Source organism: Sinanaerobacter sp. ZZT-01 (genome assembly GCF_035621135.1).
GTDB lineage: Bacteria > Bacillota > Clostridia > Peptostreptococcales > Anaerovoracaceae > IOR16.
In genome coordinates this window covers 331186-348835 of the sequence record NZ_CP141728.1, presented here as the reverse complement: position 1 = coordinate 348835, position 17650 = coordinate 331186, and the positions used below count along the sequence as shown (strand labels likewise).

At 47.8% G+C, this 17650-nt stretch carries 11 protein-coding genes and 1 riboswitch; all 11 genes read left to right on the top strand.

The genetic code is table 11. The features are described from left to right. Window positions 1-6: 6 nt before the first annotated feature. The gene (locus U5921_RS01730) at window positions 7-915 is read left to right on the top strand and encodes a DUF4428 domain-containing protein (protein WP_324824814.1); all 909 of its coding nucleotides are present in this window, start codon (window positions 7-9) and stop codon (window positions 913-915) included. A 38-nt stretch (window positions 916-953) separates the two neighbouring features. Further along, a complete protein-coding gene (locus U5921_RS01725; protein WP_324824813.1) occupies window positions 954-1133 on the top strand; it encodes a hypothetical protein in 180 nt (59 codons plus the stop codon). After that, the gene (locus U5921_RS01720; protein WP_324824812.1) at window positions 1130-7012 is read left to right on the top strand and encodes an S-layer homology domain-containing protein; all 5883 of its coding nucleotides are present in this window, start codon (window positions 1130-1132) and stop codon (window positions 7010-7012) included. The genes U5921_RS01725 and U5921_RS01720 overlap by 4 nt, the downstream gene beginning before the upstream one ends. A 13-nt stretch (window positions 7013-7025) precedes the next feature. After that, a riboswitch (cyclic di-GMP riboswitch) is annotated at window positions 7026-7114 on the top strand. 1101 nt (window positions 7115-8215) lie between these two features. Beyond that, the gene (locus U5921_RS01715) at window positions 8216-10477 is read left to right on the top strand and encodes an ATP-dependent DNA helicase (protein WP_324824811.1); all 2262 of its coding nucleotides are present in this window, start codon (window positions 8216-8218) and stop codon (window positions 10475-10477) included. Between the two features lie 53 nt (window positions 10478-10530). Continuing rightward, complete coding sequence (locus U5921_RS01710; protein WP_324824810.1) at window positions 10531-10788, top strand: DUF6870 family protein; 258 nt, start codon at window positions 10531-10533, stop codon at window positions 10786-10788. Window positions 10789-10946: 158 nt separating this feature from the next. Continuing rightward, window positions 10947-12608 (top strand): recombinase family protein, encoded by a 1662-nt coding sequence (locus U5921_RS01705; RefSeq protein ID WP_324824809.1) that lies wholly within the window; start codon window positions 10947-10949, stop codon window positions 12606-12608. Further along, window positions 12609-14336 carry a recombinase family protein gene (locus U5921_RS01700; protein WP_324824808.1) on the top strand — a complete coding sequence of 576 codons (1728 nt, stop codon included), beginning with the start codon at window positions 12609-12611 and terminating at the stop codon, window positions 14334-14336. Beyond that, window positions 14309-15889 (top strand): recombinase family protein, encoded by a 1581-nt coding sequence (locus U5921_RS01695; protein ID WP_324824807.1) that lies wholly within the window; start codon window positions 14309-14311, stop codon window positions 15887-15889. Before U5921_RS01700 ends, U5921_RS01695 begins: the two co-directional genes overlap by 28 nt. A 14-nt stretch (window positions 15890-15903) precedes the next feature. Further along, window positions 15904-16278 carry a recombinase family protein gene (locus tag U5921_RS01690; protein ID WP_324824806.1) on the top strand — a complete coding sequence of 125 codons (375 nt, stop codon included), beginning with the start codon at window positions 15904-15906 and terminating at the stop codon, window positions 16276-16278. A 51-nt stretch (window positions 16279-16329) separates the two neighbouring features. Further along, a complete protein-coding gene (locus U5921_RS01685; protein WP_324824805.1) occupies window positions 16330-17250 on the top strand; it encodes a recombinase zinc beta ribbon domain-containing protein in 921 nt (306 codons plus the stop codon). A gap of 201 nt (window positions 17251-17451) precedes the next feature. Further along, window positions 17452-17631, top strand: a complete 180-nt coding sequence (locus U5921_RS01680; protein WP_324824804.1) for a helix-turn-helix domain-containing protein — start codon at window positions 17452-17454, stop codon at window positions 17629-17631. The last annotated feature ends 19 nt before the right edge of the window (window positions 17632-17650 follow it).

Below are 17650 nucleotides of genomic sequence, written 5' to 3'. Positions count from 1 at the left end.
ATACATATGGGCTTATTTTCTAAAAAACCCCCTTGCCCCATCTGCGGCGGCAAGATTTCATGGTTTCTGCCAACGAAAATCGAGGGTGAATATATTTGTGATACCTGTCACGGCAAACTTGATATACAGACCGAGAAAGAACTGAATTTGACCATGCAGGACTTCAAGGAATATTTGATGTTTTACGACCAAAACAAGCTGCTAAAAGATCAGTTTGTGATTTCGGAACAGATAGACTTTGGCCTTTGGGATACCAAAATCATCTTTGATTACCAGAACAAGTGGTTTTGCATGAGCAAACAGCCGGACAAGACCGTGTTTGAAGGCAAACAGCTAAAATCCTTTACCATCAAAGAGGACAACACCCCTCTGTTTGAGGGATCGGCAGCGGGTATCCGCCGCTACGCCAGCACCGTAACCGAGCGGGCTATGTCGATGGCACCGCAAATCGCACAGTTTGCGGCGAGCAAGCGGATGGCACGAACCCTTGACCGGTTGGACGACGGCAAGGTAAACAACTCCGCTTCGGTACCGTATTTTGATATTCCCGAACCCTTTCAGGCGTTTCACATGGAGCTGCATTTTGACCACCCCTACTGGACGGTGCTCAAATGTGATATGGACGGCCCTCGGTTTAACAACACCCTCCCGGATGTGAACAACTACCTCCGCTCCTATCAGCAAAGCATAGAAGAAATTGAAAAGTTGGCGGCGGCACTTAGGACGGTGGCCTTCCCCGGCGCAGCCGAGCAGTCTATTGGCCCCGGTATGATGGGAATGGGGGCGTTACATACCAACATTGCCCCGCCTGCCGATGCCATCGAAGAAATCAAAAAATACAAGGTGCTCATGGAGGACGGCGTGATTTCCCAGCAGGAGTTTGAGGCAAAGAAAAAGCATCTCCTTGGGATTTGAAGAAAATCGCTGTGTCTATGCGGAAAGGGGGGCATGACATGACTTACGCCTGCGAGGACTGCGGCTTTTTATTCTGTCGGGCAGGAGCGGTAGCGGAATGCCCCTCCTGCGAGAAGCCCCATATTCGCCCCGCCACTGAGGAAGAAATCGGGATGCTGGAAAAACTTTTGGAACAAGGAAAAACAAGTTTAGAGATCAAGGAGGGACAGACCTTATGAACAAACGACTATTAAGTATGTTTCTTGCGCTGTGCATGATTGTGACCATGCTGCCGGTATCGGCAATGGCGGAAGAAATACATACGACCATTGGCGGGAGCGGAGAAATTATCAGCTTTGCACCGCTTTCAGAAACAGAAAAAACAGTATCACTGGGCACATCCAGCGAGAATTTGGAATTGCCCGAAACGCTGGCCGCCACAGTGCGGACAGCTGTGCCTGCCGCTGAAAATCCCACACAGGATTCCGGCAGCCCGGAAACGGCAACTCCTACAACGGCTGCTGAGCCTGAATGGGAAGAAACCACTGTGAATATTCCGGTGACATGGGATTCGCCTTTTTACGACCCAAACACCGAGGGTGTTTATGTCTTTACGCCGGTGATAGAGGGTTACACGGTCTCTGCCCCGCTACCGGAGCTTACCGTGACGGTGGACGAAACGCTGCCAATTGCGGCGGCGCGGGGGATGGCAAGCCCCCTGTCTGCCACAACCTACAATATATGGGTGGGCGGCGTGCAGGTGACCGACACCAACAAGGACGATGTGCTAGACGCAGCGAATTATGAGGGCGCAACCATCACCTATGACCCTGACACAAGCACACTTACTCTTGACAATGCGACCATCAACGCAGCGCATAATGAGACATGGATTGACGGTAGTACTACCGCCTATTACGGCATTTACGCCGATACTGCTCTGAAGATTGAGATGGTGGGAAGCAACACCGTCCTGGGACAAAACCAGACCGGTAGCGCCAGCATCGGTATCTATACCGGTGGCACGCTGAACCTTTCCGGCAGCGGCAGTCTGTATGTCAGCGGCGGCACAGGAAAGTTTAGCGCCGGCATATACAGTGCAGGAAGTATCACAATTGAAGGCGGAAGGGTTACGGCTGCCAGCGCAGTAGCAACCCAGACCTCCATCGCCATAGCCTCCAATGGCGATATAACGATTTCCAATGAAGGAGTAGAAGCGTCAGCGAGCACCGATGCACCTATTTCTTATGGAATGATAGCAACCAACGGTTTCACGATTAACGATGGCGAGGTAACTGCAGTCGGAAAAACAGGATTGCACACAAACGCAGCAGAAGGCCCCGTCACAGTCTCCGAGGGCGTGGTTAATGCTGTCGGAACTCAGGTAGGCATATCCGGCGCGGTAGCCGTCACGAGCGGCACGGTGACAGTCAAAAGTGATGCAAAGGCACTGGATGGAACCTTGACGACTTCGGACTATGCGAACTGCACGGTTACTGCAAGCACCAATAAGAACGGAGGCAGTGCGGTTGCGTATAATGCGGCGAATCTCGCAACCTACAAATATATCAAGGTGGAGTCTGCCTCCACACCGCCTGTGCTTACGGAAGTTGCCGACCGCACAGCTCTCCAGTCTGCCATAACCGGTGCGATAGGCGATTTGGATTTGAAACTTTCCGACAGTTACATCGATACGGCTGGAAAACTCACTATTCCCGGCACTTGTAACTATAACATCACCATTGACCTAAACGGCAGAACGCTTGCCGGCGGTTCTGTTTCTGCCATTGAATATTTGGGCAGCGGTACGCTGACCATTACCGACAGCCAAAGCGGCGGAATGGTGACCAGCAACGCAATGGGGACGATTTATGCCAAAGGTACCGGCACCGTGAACCTTTCCGGCGGCACGGTGCGAACGGCAGGGAGTACTGAAAGTGTTGCGATTTGGGTCGGCGGTAATAAAACCTTAAATATTACCGGCGGAACGGTGATTGGGATTGGGTTTGCCAATTATGCTATATACAGCCAAAACGGAACCGTAAATATTTCCGGTGGAACAGTGAGCGCGACAGGGGTGAATGGGAAAGCGATTTGTGGTGAAACCGGTTCCGCCGGCCAATTGAATATATCGGGCGGAACGGTGAGCGCGACGTGGACTGGCGGTATTGCGATTGACCACGTCAACGCAACGATTCAAAATGGAACAACCATTATTATCCAAGGCTCCAGCAGAGCAATGACATCTGCGCCGACGTTGGACAGCGGAGTGCAGGGCGGGGCAAGCACGAATTACGATGGGAGCGGTTCGGTCGCCTACAACGCGGCGAATATCGCAACCTACAAATACTTAAAGTTTGGACTTGACGTCATATCGCCTGTGCTTTCGGCAGGAAACGTAAACCGCACAAACGACACGGCGGGTACAATCGGCTTTACCACCGACAAGGCGGGTACAGCGTATTACCTTGTTGTGAACAGCGGCGCGTCCGCTCCAACGAGCATGGCGGTAAAAGCGGGTACTTCTCTCGGTTCCGTAAGCGGAATTGTGACGGGCAAAGACGTTACTCTGACGGCGGGGGCGAAAGATATTTATGTGGTCGTGGAGGATTCGGCGGGTAACATCAGCACCACGCTAAAAATCCCGGCGGCGGCGTATGTCGCGCCGCCTGTGCTTTCGGCGGGAAATGTACAACGTGCAAGCGACACAGCGGCTACAATCGGCTTTACCACCGACAAGGCGGGTACAGCGTATTACCTTGTTGTGAACAGCGGCGCGTCCGCTCCAACGAGCATGGCGGTAAAAGCGGGTACTTCTCTCGGTTCCGTAAGCGGAGCAGTGGCGGGCAAAGCCGTTACGTTGACGGCGGGAGCGAAAGATATTTATGTGGTCGTGGAGGATTCGGCGAATAATATCAGCACCCCGTTAAAAATACCGGCGGCGGCGTATGTACCGCCTGTGCTTTCGGCGGGGAGCGTAAACCGCACAAGCGACACGGCGGCTACAATCGGCTTTACCACCGACAAGGCGGGTACGGCGTATTACCTTGTTGTGAACAGCGGCGCGTCCGCTCCAACGAACGCGGAGGTAGCATGGGGTGGTGGTTTTCTCGGTTTCGTAAGCGGAACAGTGACGGGTAAAGCCGTTACGCTGACGGTGGGGGCGAAGGATATTTATGTGGTCGTGTTTGATTTGGCGGGTAATATCAGCGCCCCGTTAAAAATCGAGGCGGCGGCGTATGCCAAGGAAACACCGACTAAGAGTGATTTGGTCTACAGCCTAACCGCTGTGGACTATGATGGCACCGCAAAACCGGTATCCGTAACGGCAGCATACGGCAAGAATTTGGGCACAATCACCGTCCTATATGACAGCGGCAGCGGCATCAGCACTTCAGCACCTATCAATGCGGGAACTTATACCGTCAAAGTGAATATTGCCGGAAGTGCAGAATATAACGCAGCTACGGGGCTAGAGCTCGGCAACTACACCATCAATAAAGTTGTCTATACAGGCACAACAACCGTGTTGGCAAGCGTTTTGGTAAGCGGGCAAACAGGGGCGACCGTAACGCTTCCCGCCCTGCCGATAGGCGCAAGCTACGGAAGTCCGACCTCAGGCGGCGCAATTACGATGACAAATATGAGCGTTGCGGGCAACACATTGACCTATACCGCACCCGCAAGCACAGCAGGACAAACCGGCACGATGACGATTCCTGTGACTGGCGCAACCAATTACAATGATTATAGCATTGTTGTAACCGTTACCTATACGGCAAAGATACCGCAGGCAATTTCTTATGCAAATGCCACCGTTGCCAAAACTTATGGTGACGCAAAGTTCGTAAACACTTTAACCCAAACGGCGGTAAACGGTGCAATCACCTATGAAAGTGATGATACTTCCGTGGCGACTGTCAATGCCACCACCGGCGAGGTGACCATTGTTTCCGTGGGTGACGGAAGCGCCACCATTACCGCTACCGCTGCGGAAACAAGTAGCCATGCACAGGCAACGGCAAGCTATACTGTGACCGTTTCTAAAAAAGCGCTTACCCTAAAAGCCGAGGACACGAGTATGACCAAAGGCGATGCGTTGCCGACCTTCACTTACACAGCCACAGGCTTAGTAAACGGTGATACCGTGACAACTGCGCCAACCATGTCTACCACAGCAGACGGAACTGCCATCGGTACCTTTGACATTACCATCTCAGGTGGAGTGGTGGCAAACGCCGCAAGCTATACCATCACCTATACAAAGGGTATCTTAACGGTAACGGCGGTTCCAGACTACACCGTCACCTTCAACCCGAACGGCGGCACGGTCAGTGAAACATCACGCTCAGTTGCATCCGGCACAGCGGTAGGAACGCTCCCGACACCGACACGTTCTGGCAGTTACAGCTTTGACGGCTGGTATACGGCGGCAAGCGGCGGAACTCAAATCTCCGTAGGCACAACCGTCAGTGCAAATGTGACCTACTATGCTCATTGGACTTACACCGGCGGCGGTGGCTCTGGAGGTGGCGGCGGAAGCTCCTCAAACGACAACAGCAGCCTTGTCATCGTCACCCCACCCGCACCGGATAAGCCGAATTCACCCACTCAGGGAGAAATCAAGGTTCCCGGCATAGTGGACGGCAAGGGCAATGTCACAGTGAGCCTCACTGACAAAACTGTGACTGACGCTTTTAACAAGGCATTGGCTGAGGCCAAGAAAAACGACACGGAGCAAAATGGCATCACGGTGGTTCTCCGTGTGGATACTGGCAACAAAACCGGCTCCAATGTTACGGTCAATCTGCCAAAGGCCGTGCAGGATACCATCATTGCAAAGAAAATCGTCAACACCATTGTGGTGGTAGACAACCCCGACATCAGAGTCGGTATGGATTTGGCGACCGTACAGGAAATCAATAAGCAGGCAAAATCTGATGTAAATATCACCGCCACCCGTGGGGACAGTAGCAAGCTGACCGGTGATGCGAAAAAAGCCATCGGTAGCCGCCCGGTATTCGACCTCAAGGTGAACTACGGCAACGGCAAGGAAGTTAGCAGCTTCGGCGCAGGCAGCGTATCGGTAACCATCCCATATACCCTCGGCGCAAATGAAAAGGCCGGGAATGTGCAGGCGGTCTATGTGGACGCCAAGGGCAAGGTACACTGGCTCACAAACTCAGTCTATGACAGTGTGGAAAAGGTACTGCGTTTCAGCACCGATCATTTTTCCACCTATGGCATCGGCTATAAACAGACTAACACCGCATTTACGGACATTGCAGGTCATTGGGCAAAGGGAGATATTGAGTTAGTGGTAAGCCGTGGATTGTTCAGCGGCACTTCTGAAACCAAGTTCAGCCCGAACACCACTATGACAAGGGGAATGTTCGTTACGGCGCTGGGGAGGCTTGCAAACGCCGATGTGAGCGGCTACACAAAGAGCAGCTTCACCGATGTGAAAGGCGACGCCTACTATATGGGCTACATTGAGTGGGCAAGCAAAAACAACATTGTAAACGGCACCGGCAACAACAAGTTTGCCCCGGATCAGTCCATCACCCGTGAGCAGATGGCGGTCATTATGAGCAACTATGCCAAGACCATCGGTTATACTCTGCCGAAGGTTCATATCGAAAATATCTTTACAGATAACGCTAAAATCAGCACCTACGCCAAGGAAGCCGTGAAGCAGATGCAAATGGCAGGCGTAATCAGCGGCAAAAGCGGCAATCTCTTTGACCCGCAGAGTACAGCCACAAGAGCCGAGGTGTCTGCTGTACTGCGCCGCTTTGTGGAACTGGCAATTTCCAGCGACACGGCGCAGGGCTGGTCCATGAACGATTCTGGCAAATGGATGTACTTCAAGGATGGCAAGCCCCTCACCGGCAAGCAAGACATCGACGGGGTGACCTATACCTTTGATCAGTACGGCGTGACAGCGGATGTGCCGAAGAATTTGCGGTACACCACCTACACCGTGCAAAAGGGCGATAGCTTCTGGAGCATATCCCGCAAGCTGGGCTGCCCCATGAGCGAGCTGGAACGACTGAACAACAAGAGCCGGTTTTCTCTCATCCTCCCCGGCGATGTACTCAGAGTACCAGAGAAGTAAAACAACAAATCAATAAAGCTATGGGCAAACTCGGCAAAAGCCGGGGACGCAAAGCCGAGGGTCTAAGGTGTCTTAGGACGCTATGATAGTCTGGCTGCTGACAGTTAAGGAAAAGCCTGTCCTTCATACTCGGAGGGCAGGCTTTTGCGGCTTTTAACGGATGCTTTGGACTTCGTGATACCGGCTTTCGCTATGGCTATGGCGAGAGAGGTATCCATTCCGAGGGTGGATCCTTGCCGCATTTTACGAATATTTTCGGTATTGGGCAGAGCTTTCGTTATACGCCGCGGCGAAAGGGGTCCCTCATGAATATGCCATGACTTTTGCCTTTTCATAGGTGGAAATAAAGACGGCGCAGCTTATACATATCAACAAATACAAAAAGACAGCATTTTGCTTTTACAGGCAAAGTACTGTCTTTTTTGTATTTGACAAAGTTCTTGTTGATACGACATTTTCCGGCTTTTCACTACCGTGTTCCTCCCTTGCGGAGAAATCTCGGCAAAACCGCAGAGGACTTTTTGGATATGAAAGCCCTGTCGGCTGAAATCTATCATCAGCAGGTTATAAACATATTTCTTTCAAGGGCTATCCTATCGGCAGATTGCAAGCCGTGAAGGAGTGTATTTTACTTCTGTACATGAACGCATAGAAGTAGCTACGGTAAAAATGCAAAATTATTTAAAAAATTTAATTTCATACCCCTACACCCCCCTGTTTTTTTGACATTGGGTGAAAGGAAATTTTCCAAGCTTCCTTTCACTTGCACATTGAAAACAGAATATGGGTGTGATGGGTACATTCCCGGGAGGAGAAGCGACATAACGGGACACGCGAAGACGAGGGCAAGCCCTCCGAGCGAGAATGTCTGCGGTTGTTACGCTCCGTGGTGGAGCGGATTGCGATGATTCCTGCCGGTGATTATGATACTTCTGTTTTGAACGCTTCACCGCATTGAACAGCCCGGCAGGATGACCGGGAGAACGCATCACCCTCATTTGAGAGAGAATGAGGGGCGGCTTCTATGGATTCCATGTAACCGCGCGGAACGCTCATCATACCTTCTTTTTTATAAAACCTCTATCGGAGCGATAGAAACCATGCGGCGGAACAGGTATACCAGTCAACAGACTCTCAAATTCGATCCTGCTTTCCGCTGCATTCTTGTGTCGCTCCTTTAGGACTCAAAGGAGGCATAAAGCTATGAATGAGAAAAAAGTCTGCATGGCAGACATTCAAAATAAGATTTATGAGGCCGGTTTGTTCCGACCGGACGAAAAGGTGGTACTGACCACCAAGAATTGCGTCCTGCTAGAGCTTTATACCGGCAAAGCATACAGCTACCGTATGGTAGACCTGACAACATTAAAAGCGAAAAGACTGTTTTCCCGCCAGAAGCCCTTGTCGTCTTCCGGCTACCAGAAAGCCATTGAAAAAATGCTGGCACAGGTATCCGAGGTGGAAGAACCAATACTTGCAGATAAGCATAACCGTGCGAGGGAGCTTCTGACCTATATTTTTACGGACATTCTGCCAAGGCATGGCATGACCTTTCGGGAAAACCAGCTGTCCCTTGCCCTGTCGATGTTGGATGCTATGGAAGAAACCAAAGTAGCGCTGTGCGAGGCAGAGGTAGGCACGGGAAAGACGCACGCCTACATTTTGGCAGCGACAATCTACCGCTTGTTCCATGGGAGCAGTCAACCGACGATTATTTCCACTTCCACCATTGCCCTGCAAAAAGCATTGACCGAAGAATATATTCCGCAGATTTCCAATGTCTTAATGGAACATCGTATTATTGAAAACCCTTTATCCTTTGTGGTACGTAAGGGAAAATCTCACTATGCCTGTGATGACCGGGTGCGAAATTACCGCTCCTCCATTGTAAATAATGGGCGTGGGGAAGATAAAGAACTGATTGAAACGCTGGATTGCTTATATACCGGCGCATGCTTTATTGATTTGGACAGCCTGCCCCTGACCGATTATGTCAAGGGACGTATCTGCGTGGAGCGCTGCCATCTGCATTGTGATCTCTCTACTATTTGCCGCTATCGCAATTTTATCCGTATATCGCAGACCGATGCCTTTGATTTTCAAATTGCAAACCACAACTTGGTATTGGCGGATGTGCTGAGCCAAAAAGGCGGTAGAAACCGACTGTTTCCGGCCTGTGGGATACTGATTTTTGACGAGGCTCATAAACTGCTGGATACAGCAAGGCAGATGTATGGAATGACCCTTGAAAGTGTGGAGCTGGAACGGCTTACCTCCAGCATCTACCGCTCCATAGGCAGCCAGAACCCGGATAAGGGTGAGATTTTAAGGCTTTGTGAAGAAATGCTGCGGCAGAATACGGCATTGTTTGAAAATCTGAGAAGCTCCGCAGGCGTGAGCTATGATAAAACCTGTTCAGCGGTAGAACTCCGCTTTGACAGCATACAGAACCTAAAAGCACTGACAGAGATTTTACGCAGACTGTCAGTGCTTTTCTTTACCAAGGATTATAGGAAAGCTGGAGCCTATGGACGATTAGTCAGCCGAATGGAGCAAAAGCTTTCCAAGCTGATGATCCTGCTGGACTATTCTCAGTCAATCTGCTGGCTGGAGCATACTGGTACCACTGCCTGTCAGGTCTGCACTCTGCCAAAGCAACTGGATTTCTTATTGTTTGAAGATATTTGGGATAAAGCGATGCCTTATGTATTGACATCAGGAACGCTGTCAGTCGGCGGAGATTTCAGCCATTTCAAACATCAGACAGGGATTGATTTTCTTGATACAGGAAGATTGATAGAAACCAGCAAAGCATCACCCTTTCACTACCGGGAACACGCATTGTTATACCTTCCAAAGGATATGCCATTTCCCGATGTGAAGAACGAGGAATACATGGAAGCCGTGCTTATTAAGCTCACGGAGTTGATCCAGCAGACCCATGGACATACATTGGTGCTGTTCACTTCCTATCGTATGATGGAGATTATCTACACTGGGCTTTCCGACAGAATTACGGATTACCCGTTGTTTCTGATGGGCAAAGGGCGATTAAACGCCATTGAATCCTTTCGGAAAAGCAAAAACGGTGTGCTGCTTGCCAGTGACAGTGCCGGAGAAGGTATTGACCTGCCCGGCGATATTCTATCTTCGTTGATTGTGGTCAAGCTGCCTTTCCCTACACCTGATCCGGTTGGAGAGTATGAAAAGTCCCTCTATGATAATTTTTACAGCTATCTGTCTGATGTAATCGTCCCCAGCATGATTATCAAACTGCGCCAGTGGATCGGCCGCGGGATACGCCGGGAAACCGATACCTGTGTGTTTTCCATCTTGGACAGCCGTGCCAGCGAACGCTACCTAAATGATATTTTGGCCGCTCTGCCCGATATGCCGGTAACTGACCGGATTGAGGATGTGGGGCGGTTTATTCTGTCCCATAAGGATGAAAGTTACTTTGCATAGGACAATCCGGATTTTTCATACAGTGTAAGAGAAGCGGTAAAGGAGGTCATGCCATGCAGCCACAAATCATTACACTTAATCCATCCTGCAAGGATGTAGATATAAGAACGGTAGATCGGAATACGCTGGTTGATATCAATGATGTAAATATAGATAAAAAGCTCCCAAGGGAACAACGGCTTAAGGATTATGTCCGCCAGATTGGAAATCCGTATTGCTACAAATGCGGTGAGGCCATTGTAAAAATCAGTTTTTCCGAAACAACAGCGACCCTTGAGGATCGCATTGAAAATTACTTAAAAACATTTTAGGAGCGGAAAATGGATCAGACATACTGTAGCGGATTTTTCTTTTTGTCTGGACGCGAAATTGTTTCTATGCTACAATGAGTCGCAAATAGACGTAACGGTGGAAGCCTGTTGTTGAAAAGTCCTGCTGATTGGAAATTCAACGATTAGGAGGTTCCACTATGGAAAAGTTAATAAAAGCGAAATGTTATCGTGCCGCTATTTATGTGCGTCTTTCCAAGGAAGATGGCGATAAGGTAGAGAGCGACAGCATTGTGAACCAAAAGGAATTAATCAGGCAGTATCTTACGGATAAGCCTGATATTGAAGTGCATTCTGTCCGTGTTGATGACGGATACAGTGGTGCCAATTTTGACCGCCCGGCCTTTCAGCAGTTGCTAAAGGACATCCGAAGCGGTCAGATTGATTGTGTCATCGTAAAGGATCTGTCCCGTTTTGCAAGAAATTTTGTAGAAGCGGGGCGTTTCCTTGATCAGGAGTTTCCGCTGTATGGAGTCCGTTTCATCGCCATTAACGATGGCTATGATTCTATCCAAAGAAAAGGCGGAGCAGATGATATTGTACTTCCCTTCAAAAATTTGGTGAATGATGCTTACTGCCGTGACATTTCTGTAAAAATCAGGAGCCAGCTTGAAGTCAAACGAAAAAAGGGAGACTTCATTGGCTCTTTTGCTGTATATGGGTACCTGAAAGACCCCAATGACAGGCACAAGCTGGTCATAGACGAGTATGCCGCCGATGTGGTACGGGACATATTTAAATGGAAGCTGGAGGGACTCAGCCAGCAGCGTATAGCAGAACGCTTGGATGACCACGGCATCCTATCCCCTATGGAGTATAAGCGTTACTGCGGTATGAAGTATAAGAGCGGCTTTCAAATCAACCCGAAGGCAAGATGGACGGCTGTTGCCATAGGCCGTATTCTGAAAAACGAATTTTATGTTGGTACCTTGGTGCAGGGTAAGCGAAGTACGCCAAACCATAAAATTAAAAAGCTCATGCAAAAACCCGAAAATGAATGGGTGTGTATTGAACATAACCATGAGCCAATTATCGAAAGAGAAATCTTTGATACGGTAAACCGTCTTCTGATCAAAGATACTCGGATTGCACCACAGGAGCAAACGGTATATCTGTTCAGCGGACTGCTGTTCTGCGGGGATTGCAGACGCAGTATGGTGCGAAACAACAATAACCGTGGCGGTAAAATCTATACCTACTATATGTGCGGCAACAACCGGAATACGAAGATTTGCTCCAGCCACCGGATCAAAGATACCCTGCTGGAACAAACGGTCCTTGCCAGTATCAGAAGTCAAATTGATGCTGTCCTTGATGTTGAGAAAATGCTGAAACGCATTGATGATATGCCCTACCGTAAGAGTATAGCCAGTCGGACAGGAATACAGGCAGAGCAGAAAAGAGAAGAAATTGAGCGGTATAAACGCTTGAAAAAGGCTTTGCTTGAATCCAAAGTGGAGAAGCTTATTTCGGAAACAGAATACTTTGAGATGAAGCTTCAATACGATGAACAGCAAAAAGCAGCCGAAGATGATTTGCACAGGCTGGAAAAGGAGCTTCATACCGCCACTTTTAGCCTGAAAGAAAATAATAACTGGATAGAAATATTCAGGCAGTACCAAAATATCACGGAGCTTACAAGACCCATTGTGGTTACTCTAATTGACCATATCAATATCTATGAAGGAAACCGCATTGAAATCGTATTTCAGTATCATTATGATTTTGAACAGGCGCTGCGAGTCATTTCCTGTGCAGAAACTGCGGATGCCACCTCACCGGAAGTAAAGGAGGTGGTCTAAATGGCAAGAAAGAGCAGACAAAACGCGATCGCCGCTTCCCTGAATGGAGAAGTGACAGAAAATATCGCTTTACCGGAGCGAATTTATAATACGGCAATTTATGTGAGGCTTTCCGTAGAAGATAACAGCTACGGCGCAGAAAGCGAGAGCATCCAAATCCAACAGCTTATGCTGGAGCGGTTTGTCAGTGAGCAGTCAGATATGCGGCTGTGCCAGATATTCTGTGATAATGGATTTTCAGGTACAGACTTTGAACGTCCCGATTTTGAAAAGATGATGGATGAAGCCATGGCAGGGCGTATCGACTGTATTGTAGTCAAGGATTTGTCCCGTTTTGGCAGAAACTATGTGGAAGCCGGATATTATATCGAAAAGACCTTTCCTACCATGGGAGTACGTTTTATAGCTTTGCACGATGGCTATGACAGTCTCACAGATGATGGAAGCAATTCCATGATTGTTTCGCTGAAAAACCTAATCAATGATTTTTATGCCAAGGATATTTCCAGAAAAATCAATACTTCCTTGGAAACAAAACAGCGAAAGGGCGAGTTTATCGGAGCCTTTACCCCCTATGGTTACAAGAAATCACCCGAGGATAAACATAAGCTCATTCTTGATGAAGATACGGCACCTACCATTTATCAGATTTTTCAGTGGAAGGCACAAGGACTTGGAAATACTACCATTGCCCGAAGACTCAATGAAGCAAATATTGTATCACCCTCCCTATATTTATATCAAAAGGGCGAAATCAAAAAGAAGCCGCAAAACGAGCTTTGGCAGGGGCAGATGATAAAAGTAATTACGGCGAATCCCATTTATACAGGCTGTATGGCACAGGGTAAAACCAAGAAGGCCCTTTGTGACGGACTTCCTACCACAAAGGTTCCCCGCTGTGAATGGATTGTAGTTCCCTGCACCCATGAAGCCATCATAGACGAGGAAACCTTTGAAAAAATTCAACAGCAAAAGGAACAAATCCGACAGCAGATTGTGGCGTTAAAAGGAAAGTACGACAAGCATGGGAAAAAGGAGAATATTTTCGCAGGGCTGTTGTATTGCGGAGATTGTCACACCAAGTTAGTACGCTATAAGGATGCGACGGCTACCTCTGTCCGCTATTATCAGCAGTGCAGAGTTTATAATGAGAACCTGTCCCATGGGTGCATTAAAAAATCCACCCGTGAGGAAGTGCTTGAAGCTGCTATATTTTCAGTAATCCGCAGTCAGATTGACTTGGCTGTGGATATGAAAAAACTGCTGATAAGGTTTAATGAATCCTCTGCCTATCAGAAACATATCCGCAATTTGCAACGGAACATACAAACCCTACAGCAGAAAATCAAACGGATTACCACCTTGAAGAACACGCTGTTTGAATCTTTTGATAACGGCACCATTTCCGAAGAAGATTTCCTCTATATGAAAGAACGCTACAACGGAGAAAATGCCGGGCTTAAGGAAGAATTACAACAGCTCACGCAGGAGCTTACAAAATATACGGAGGAACTGACTGCTAAAAACAAATGGATTACTTCTTTTGAACGCTATGCAAAGGAACAAATACTGACAAGAGAAATGATGCTGGAGCTGGTCAGCCGTGTATGGGTTTGGGCAGATAACCGGTTTGAGGTTGTCTTAAATTTCAAAGACGAATTTCAGTTCATTGTCGGCAATGTAAAGGGGGCGGAGGCTGTATGCCAAAAACACTCGCTCTCTATATGAGGCTATCCTCCGAGGATGAAAATATCGGTGAAAGCGACAGCATTAAAAACCAGAGGGAGCTACTCCATAGATTTGTCGCAGAAAAGCGTGAGTTCAAGGATTGGGAGATATTAGAGTTCCAAGACGACGGATACTCCGGCACCAACTTCAACCGTCCGCAAATCAAACGCTTACTTATGCTGGTCAGACAAAAGCGGATTGACTGCATTATCGTAAAAGATTTCTCAAGGTTTGGACGTAATTACATTGATGTATGCGATTACTTGGAGCAGGTATTCCCTCTTTATGGGGTACGCTTTATTGCAGTAAATGATATATACGACAGCAACCAGATCAAGGGAAGTTCTGTTGGAATGGACGTTGCGTTGAAGAGCATGGTAAGTGAGCTTTACAGCCGTGACATCTCAACGAAAATCCGCAGTTCCAATAAAGTCCGATGGTCTAATGGCAAATATCTTGGGACAATAGCGTTTTATGGCTATCAGCTATCGGAAACAACAAAAAACAAGCTGGTGATTGACGATCAAGCAGCCGTGATGGTAAGACGTATTTTTCAAATGGCTGCGGATGGTGTAAATCCCAATGAGATAGCGGTTCTTTTGAATAAAGAAAAGATACCTTCACCACTGGCTTATCGTAAACAGAACGGTACAGACCTCGACCGTGGATGGAAAGTGGCAGATGACCGTCTATTATGGACACGATTTGCCATCAAGCGGATTCTTTGTGACGGGCGGTACACCGGGAAATTAGTTAGCTATAGACGGACAAAAGCGGATGTATCAACCAAACGGACAAAGGCGAATCCAAAATCAGAATGGATTATTGCTGCGGATACCCATGAGCCGATTGTAACACAGGAGCTATTTGAGAAAGCTGGTGTTTGGTTTCCGAAAAGGGAAAATTCGTGCAAACCTGTTCCTTCCAGAGGGTATCCACTGACCGGGATTTTAAAGTGCGGATACTGCCATCATAATCTGACCCGTGCCAGTGTAAAGCAACCCTATTATCACTGCTATATGGCTAAGTATGAAGAAAGCACTCCGTGCAGTACAATCAAAGTAATGGAAACGGCATTTAGTGATATTCTGCTTGCCATCATCAACAAGCAGGTCATTATGGTACTTCGTGATGGCAGAAATCCTTCGGAGTTTACTTTGACCAACCATGAACGGATACAAAGTCTGCAAAAGGACATCCAGATTAGACAACAGGAAATTGAAAAACTTCGTGTGGCAAGGAAAAATGCCTTTGAAGAATATTGCTTTGAACATATTTCCAAAGAGCAGTACGCGGCAATGCTCGAAGCCAATACCCGGCAGATGAACCTGATTTCAGAAAAGCTTCGGGAAATGCAAACAGAATGTTCCTTGCTCACAGAAGATAAGCAGGAAACCGAGTATCAGCAGGTCCATCAAAAGTATGAGTTTGCCGATCAGCTTACCAAGGATATGGTACTGGTCTTTGTGAAAGAAGTTTCTGTATTTGAGGATGAACGATTTGAAATTGTGTGGAATTATGTGGATTATTATAAAATGACAGGCCTGTTGTAGATATGGAGGTAGAAATGAAAAAATGTTGGCTCTATGCAAGAACTGCCCATAAAGATGATATAGCACTTGCTTTTCAGATAGAGAAATTGAGTGACTATGCCAATAAAAATAATCTTGTGATTGCAGGAATTACAGCAGAAAGCGTGACAGGACTTAGCTGTAATCGTGTTGGATTGAAAGAAACACTCCAAGCCATCAGGAGCAATCAGGCAGATACCGTATTGGTTACGGATTTATCACGAATCGGACGAAGCATTCCCGATGTCATAGAATGGCAGAGCAAAGTTTGTGAAGAAGGTGGAGCAGTTGTCTCCATGCAGAATAATATGTTTACTTATATGAAAACCTGCGAACTGCTTAAACTTTGTTTTGAACAGAGATGTAGATAAAATAACGTAAGCCAGCATCAGCAGTTTTTTGCTGATGCTGGCTTATTTCGATTGTTTTCGGAAAAATATTCCCTTATTTTTTTGTTGTACGTCTTGACACAAGCTAATGAGCGTTACATCGGCGATGCCCTGCTGCAGAAAACCTATGTGGTGGACTGCCTGACCAAACAAACCCGGAAAAACAACGGCGAAATCCCGCAGTATTATGTAACCGGAAACCATGAGCCGATTATTTCAAAGGATTTATTCAACCTTGTACAGGAGGAAATCACCCGGCGAGCCGGTAAGCGAAAGGTGGCCAAGAAAGCTGTGAAAACCGAAAAAGGAAAATACAGCAGCAAATATGCGCTGACCGAGCTTCTCTGCTGCGGTGAATGCGGTACACAATACCGCAGGGTCACTTGGGCGAGGAACGGTAAGAAAAAGGTGGTCTGGCGCTGCATCAACCGCTTGGAATATGGCACGAAATACTGCAAGAAATCCCCTACCATTGAGGAAAGCCAGTTGCACCAAGCTATCGTCACCGCCCTGAACCGGCTGGATGAGGATAAAGCCGATGTCATTGAAACCCTCAAGGCAGGCCTGCGGTTGGCCATCGGTTCACAGGATGATGACAGCTTCAATGAAGAGGCTGTCCGAAACCGTATCGCCGAGCTGCAGAGCTTGATGATGGATTTGGTGGAACTCAGCTCCAAGTCCAGTGCTGGTACAGATTATTTCGATGCCAAGTTTGAAGAAATCGCTGTGGAGATAAAGGGGCTGCAGGGGCAGCTTGGGGAACACCAAGAGCAGACCATGCTTGCCCAAAATACACAAGCCCGAATCCATGAACTGCTTTACACGCTGGAACATATTTACCTTAGCGTAAAGGAATATCGTGATGATGTAGTCAAGGGGATTATTACAAAGGTGGTGGTTTTATCCGCAGACCGCATCCGAATCACTTTTGATAACAATATGGAAATGGAATAGGAGCTGCCGAGTGAATAAAAACAGCAGGAGAAGCCGCCAAAAATGTTGGCGGCATTTCTCTGTTAAACAATTTTTTGCTATTTTTCAACCCGTTTCACCATAATCCTGTGAATATTTCCATAATTTACACGAATATGAGTGCTTTATTCGCCGCTGCGATATATAATATATACAATATTTATTCGGAAAAGGGTAGTTTTAATGGATTATATGACAGCGAAAGAAGCAGCGGAAAAATGGGCAATCACTCCACGCCGGGTACAAGTGCTTTGCGCACAGGGCAAAATACCGGGCGCTATTCGGTTTGGGGTTACTTGGGCAATACCTAAGGATACTGCGAAGCCTAAGGATGGTCGGTTTAAAACAACAAAGTCAGATTAATGATCCAATAAATTATAAG

Excerpts from the sequence above, each read along its gene's own strand:
- U5921_RS01710 (WP_324824810.1), top strand. The coding sequence starts at position 10,531 with ATGCAGCCACAAATCATTACACTTAATCCATCCTGCAAGGATGTAGAT.
- U5921_RS01715 (WP_324824811.1), top strand. The coding sequence starts at position 8,216 with ATGAATGAGAAAAAAGTCTGCATGGCAGACATTCAAAATAAGATTTAT.
- U5921_RS01690 (WP_324824806.1), top strand. The coding sequence starts at position 15,904 with ATGAAAAAATGTTGGCTCTATGCAAGAACTGCCCATAAAGATGATATA.
- U5921_RS01725 (WP_324824813.1), top strand. The coding sequence starts at position 954 with ATGACTTACGCCTGCGAGGACTGCGGCTTTTTATTCTGTCGGGCAGGA.
- U5921_RS01730 (WP_324824814.1), top strand. The coding sequence starts at position 7 with ATGGGCTTATTTTCTAAAAAACCCCCTTGCCCCATCTGCGGCGGCAAG.
- U5921_RS01680 (WP_324824804.1), top strand. The coding sequence starts at position 17,452 with ATGGATTATATGACAGCGAAAGAAGCAGCGGAAAAATGGGCAATCACT.
- U5921_RS01705 (WP_324824809.1), top strand. The coding sequence starts at position 10,947 with ATGGAAAAGTTAATAAAAGCGAAATGTTATCGTGCCGCTATTTATGTG.
- U5921_RS01720 (WP_324824812.1), top strand. The coding sequence starts at position 1,130 with ATGAACAAACGACTATTAAGTATGTTTCTTGCGCTGTGCATGATTGTG.
- U5921_RS01700 (WP_324824808.1), top strand. The coding sequence starts at position 12,609 with ATGGCAAGAAAGAGCAGACAAAACGCGATCGCCGCTTCCCTGAATGGA.
- U5921_RS01695 (WP_324824807.1), top strand. The coding sequence starts at position 14,309 with ATGCCAAAAACACTCGCTCTCTATATGAGGCTATCCTCCGAGGATGAA.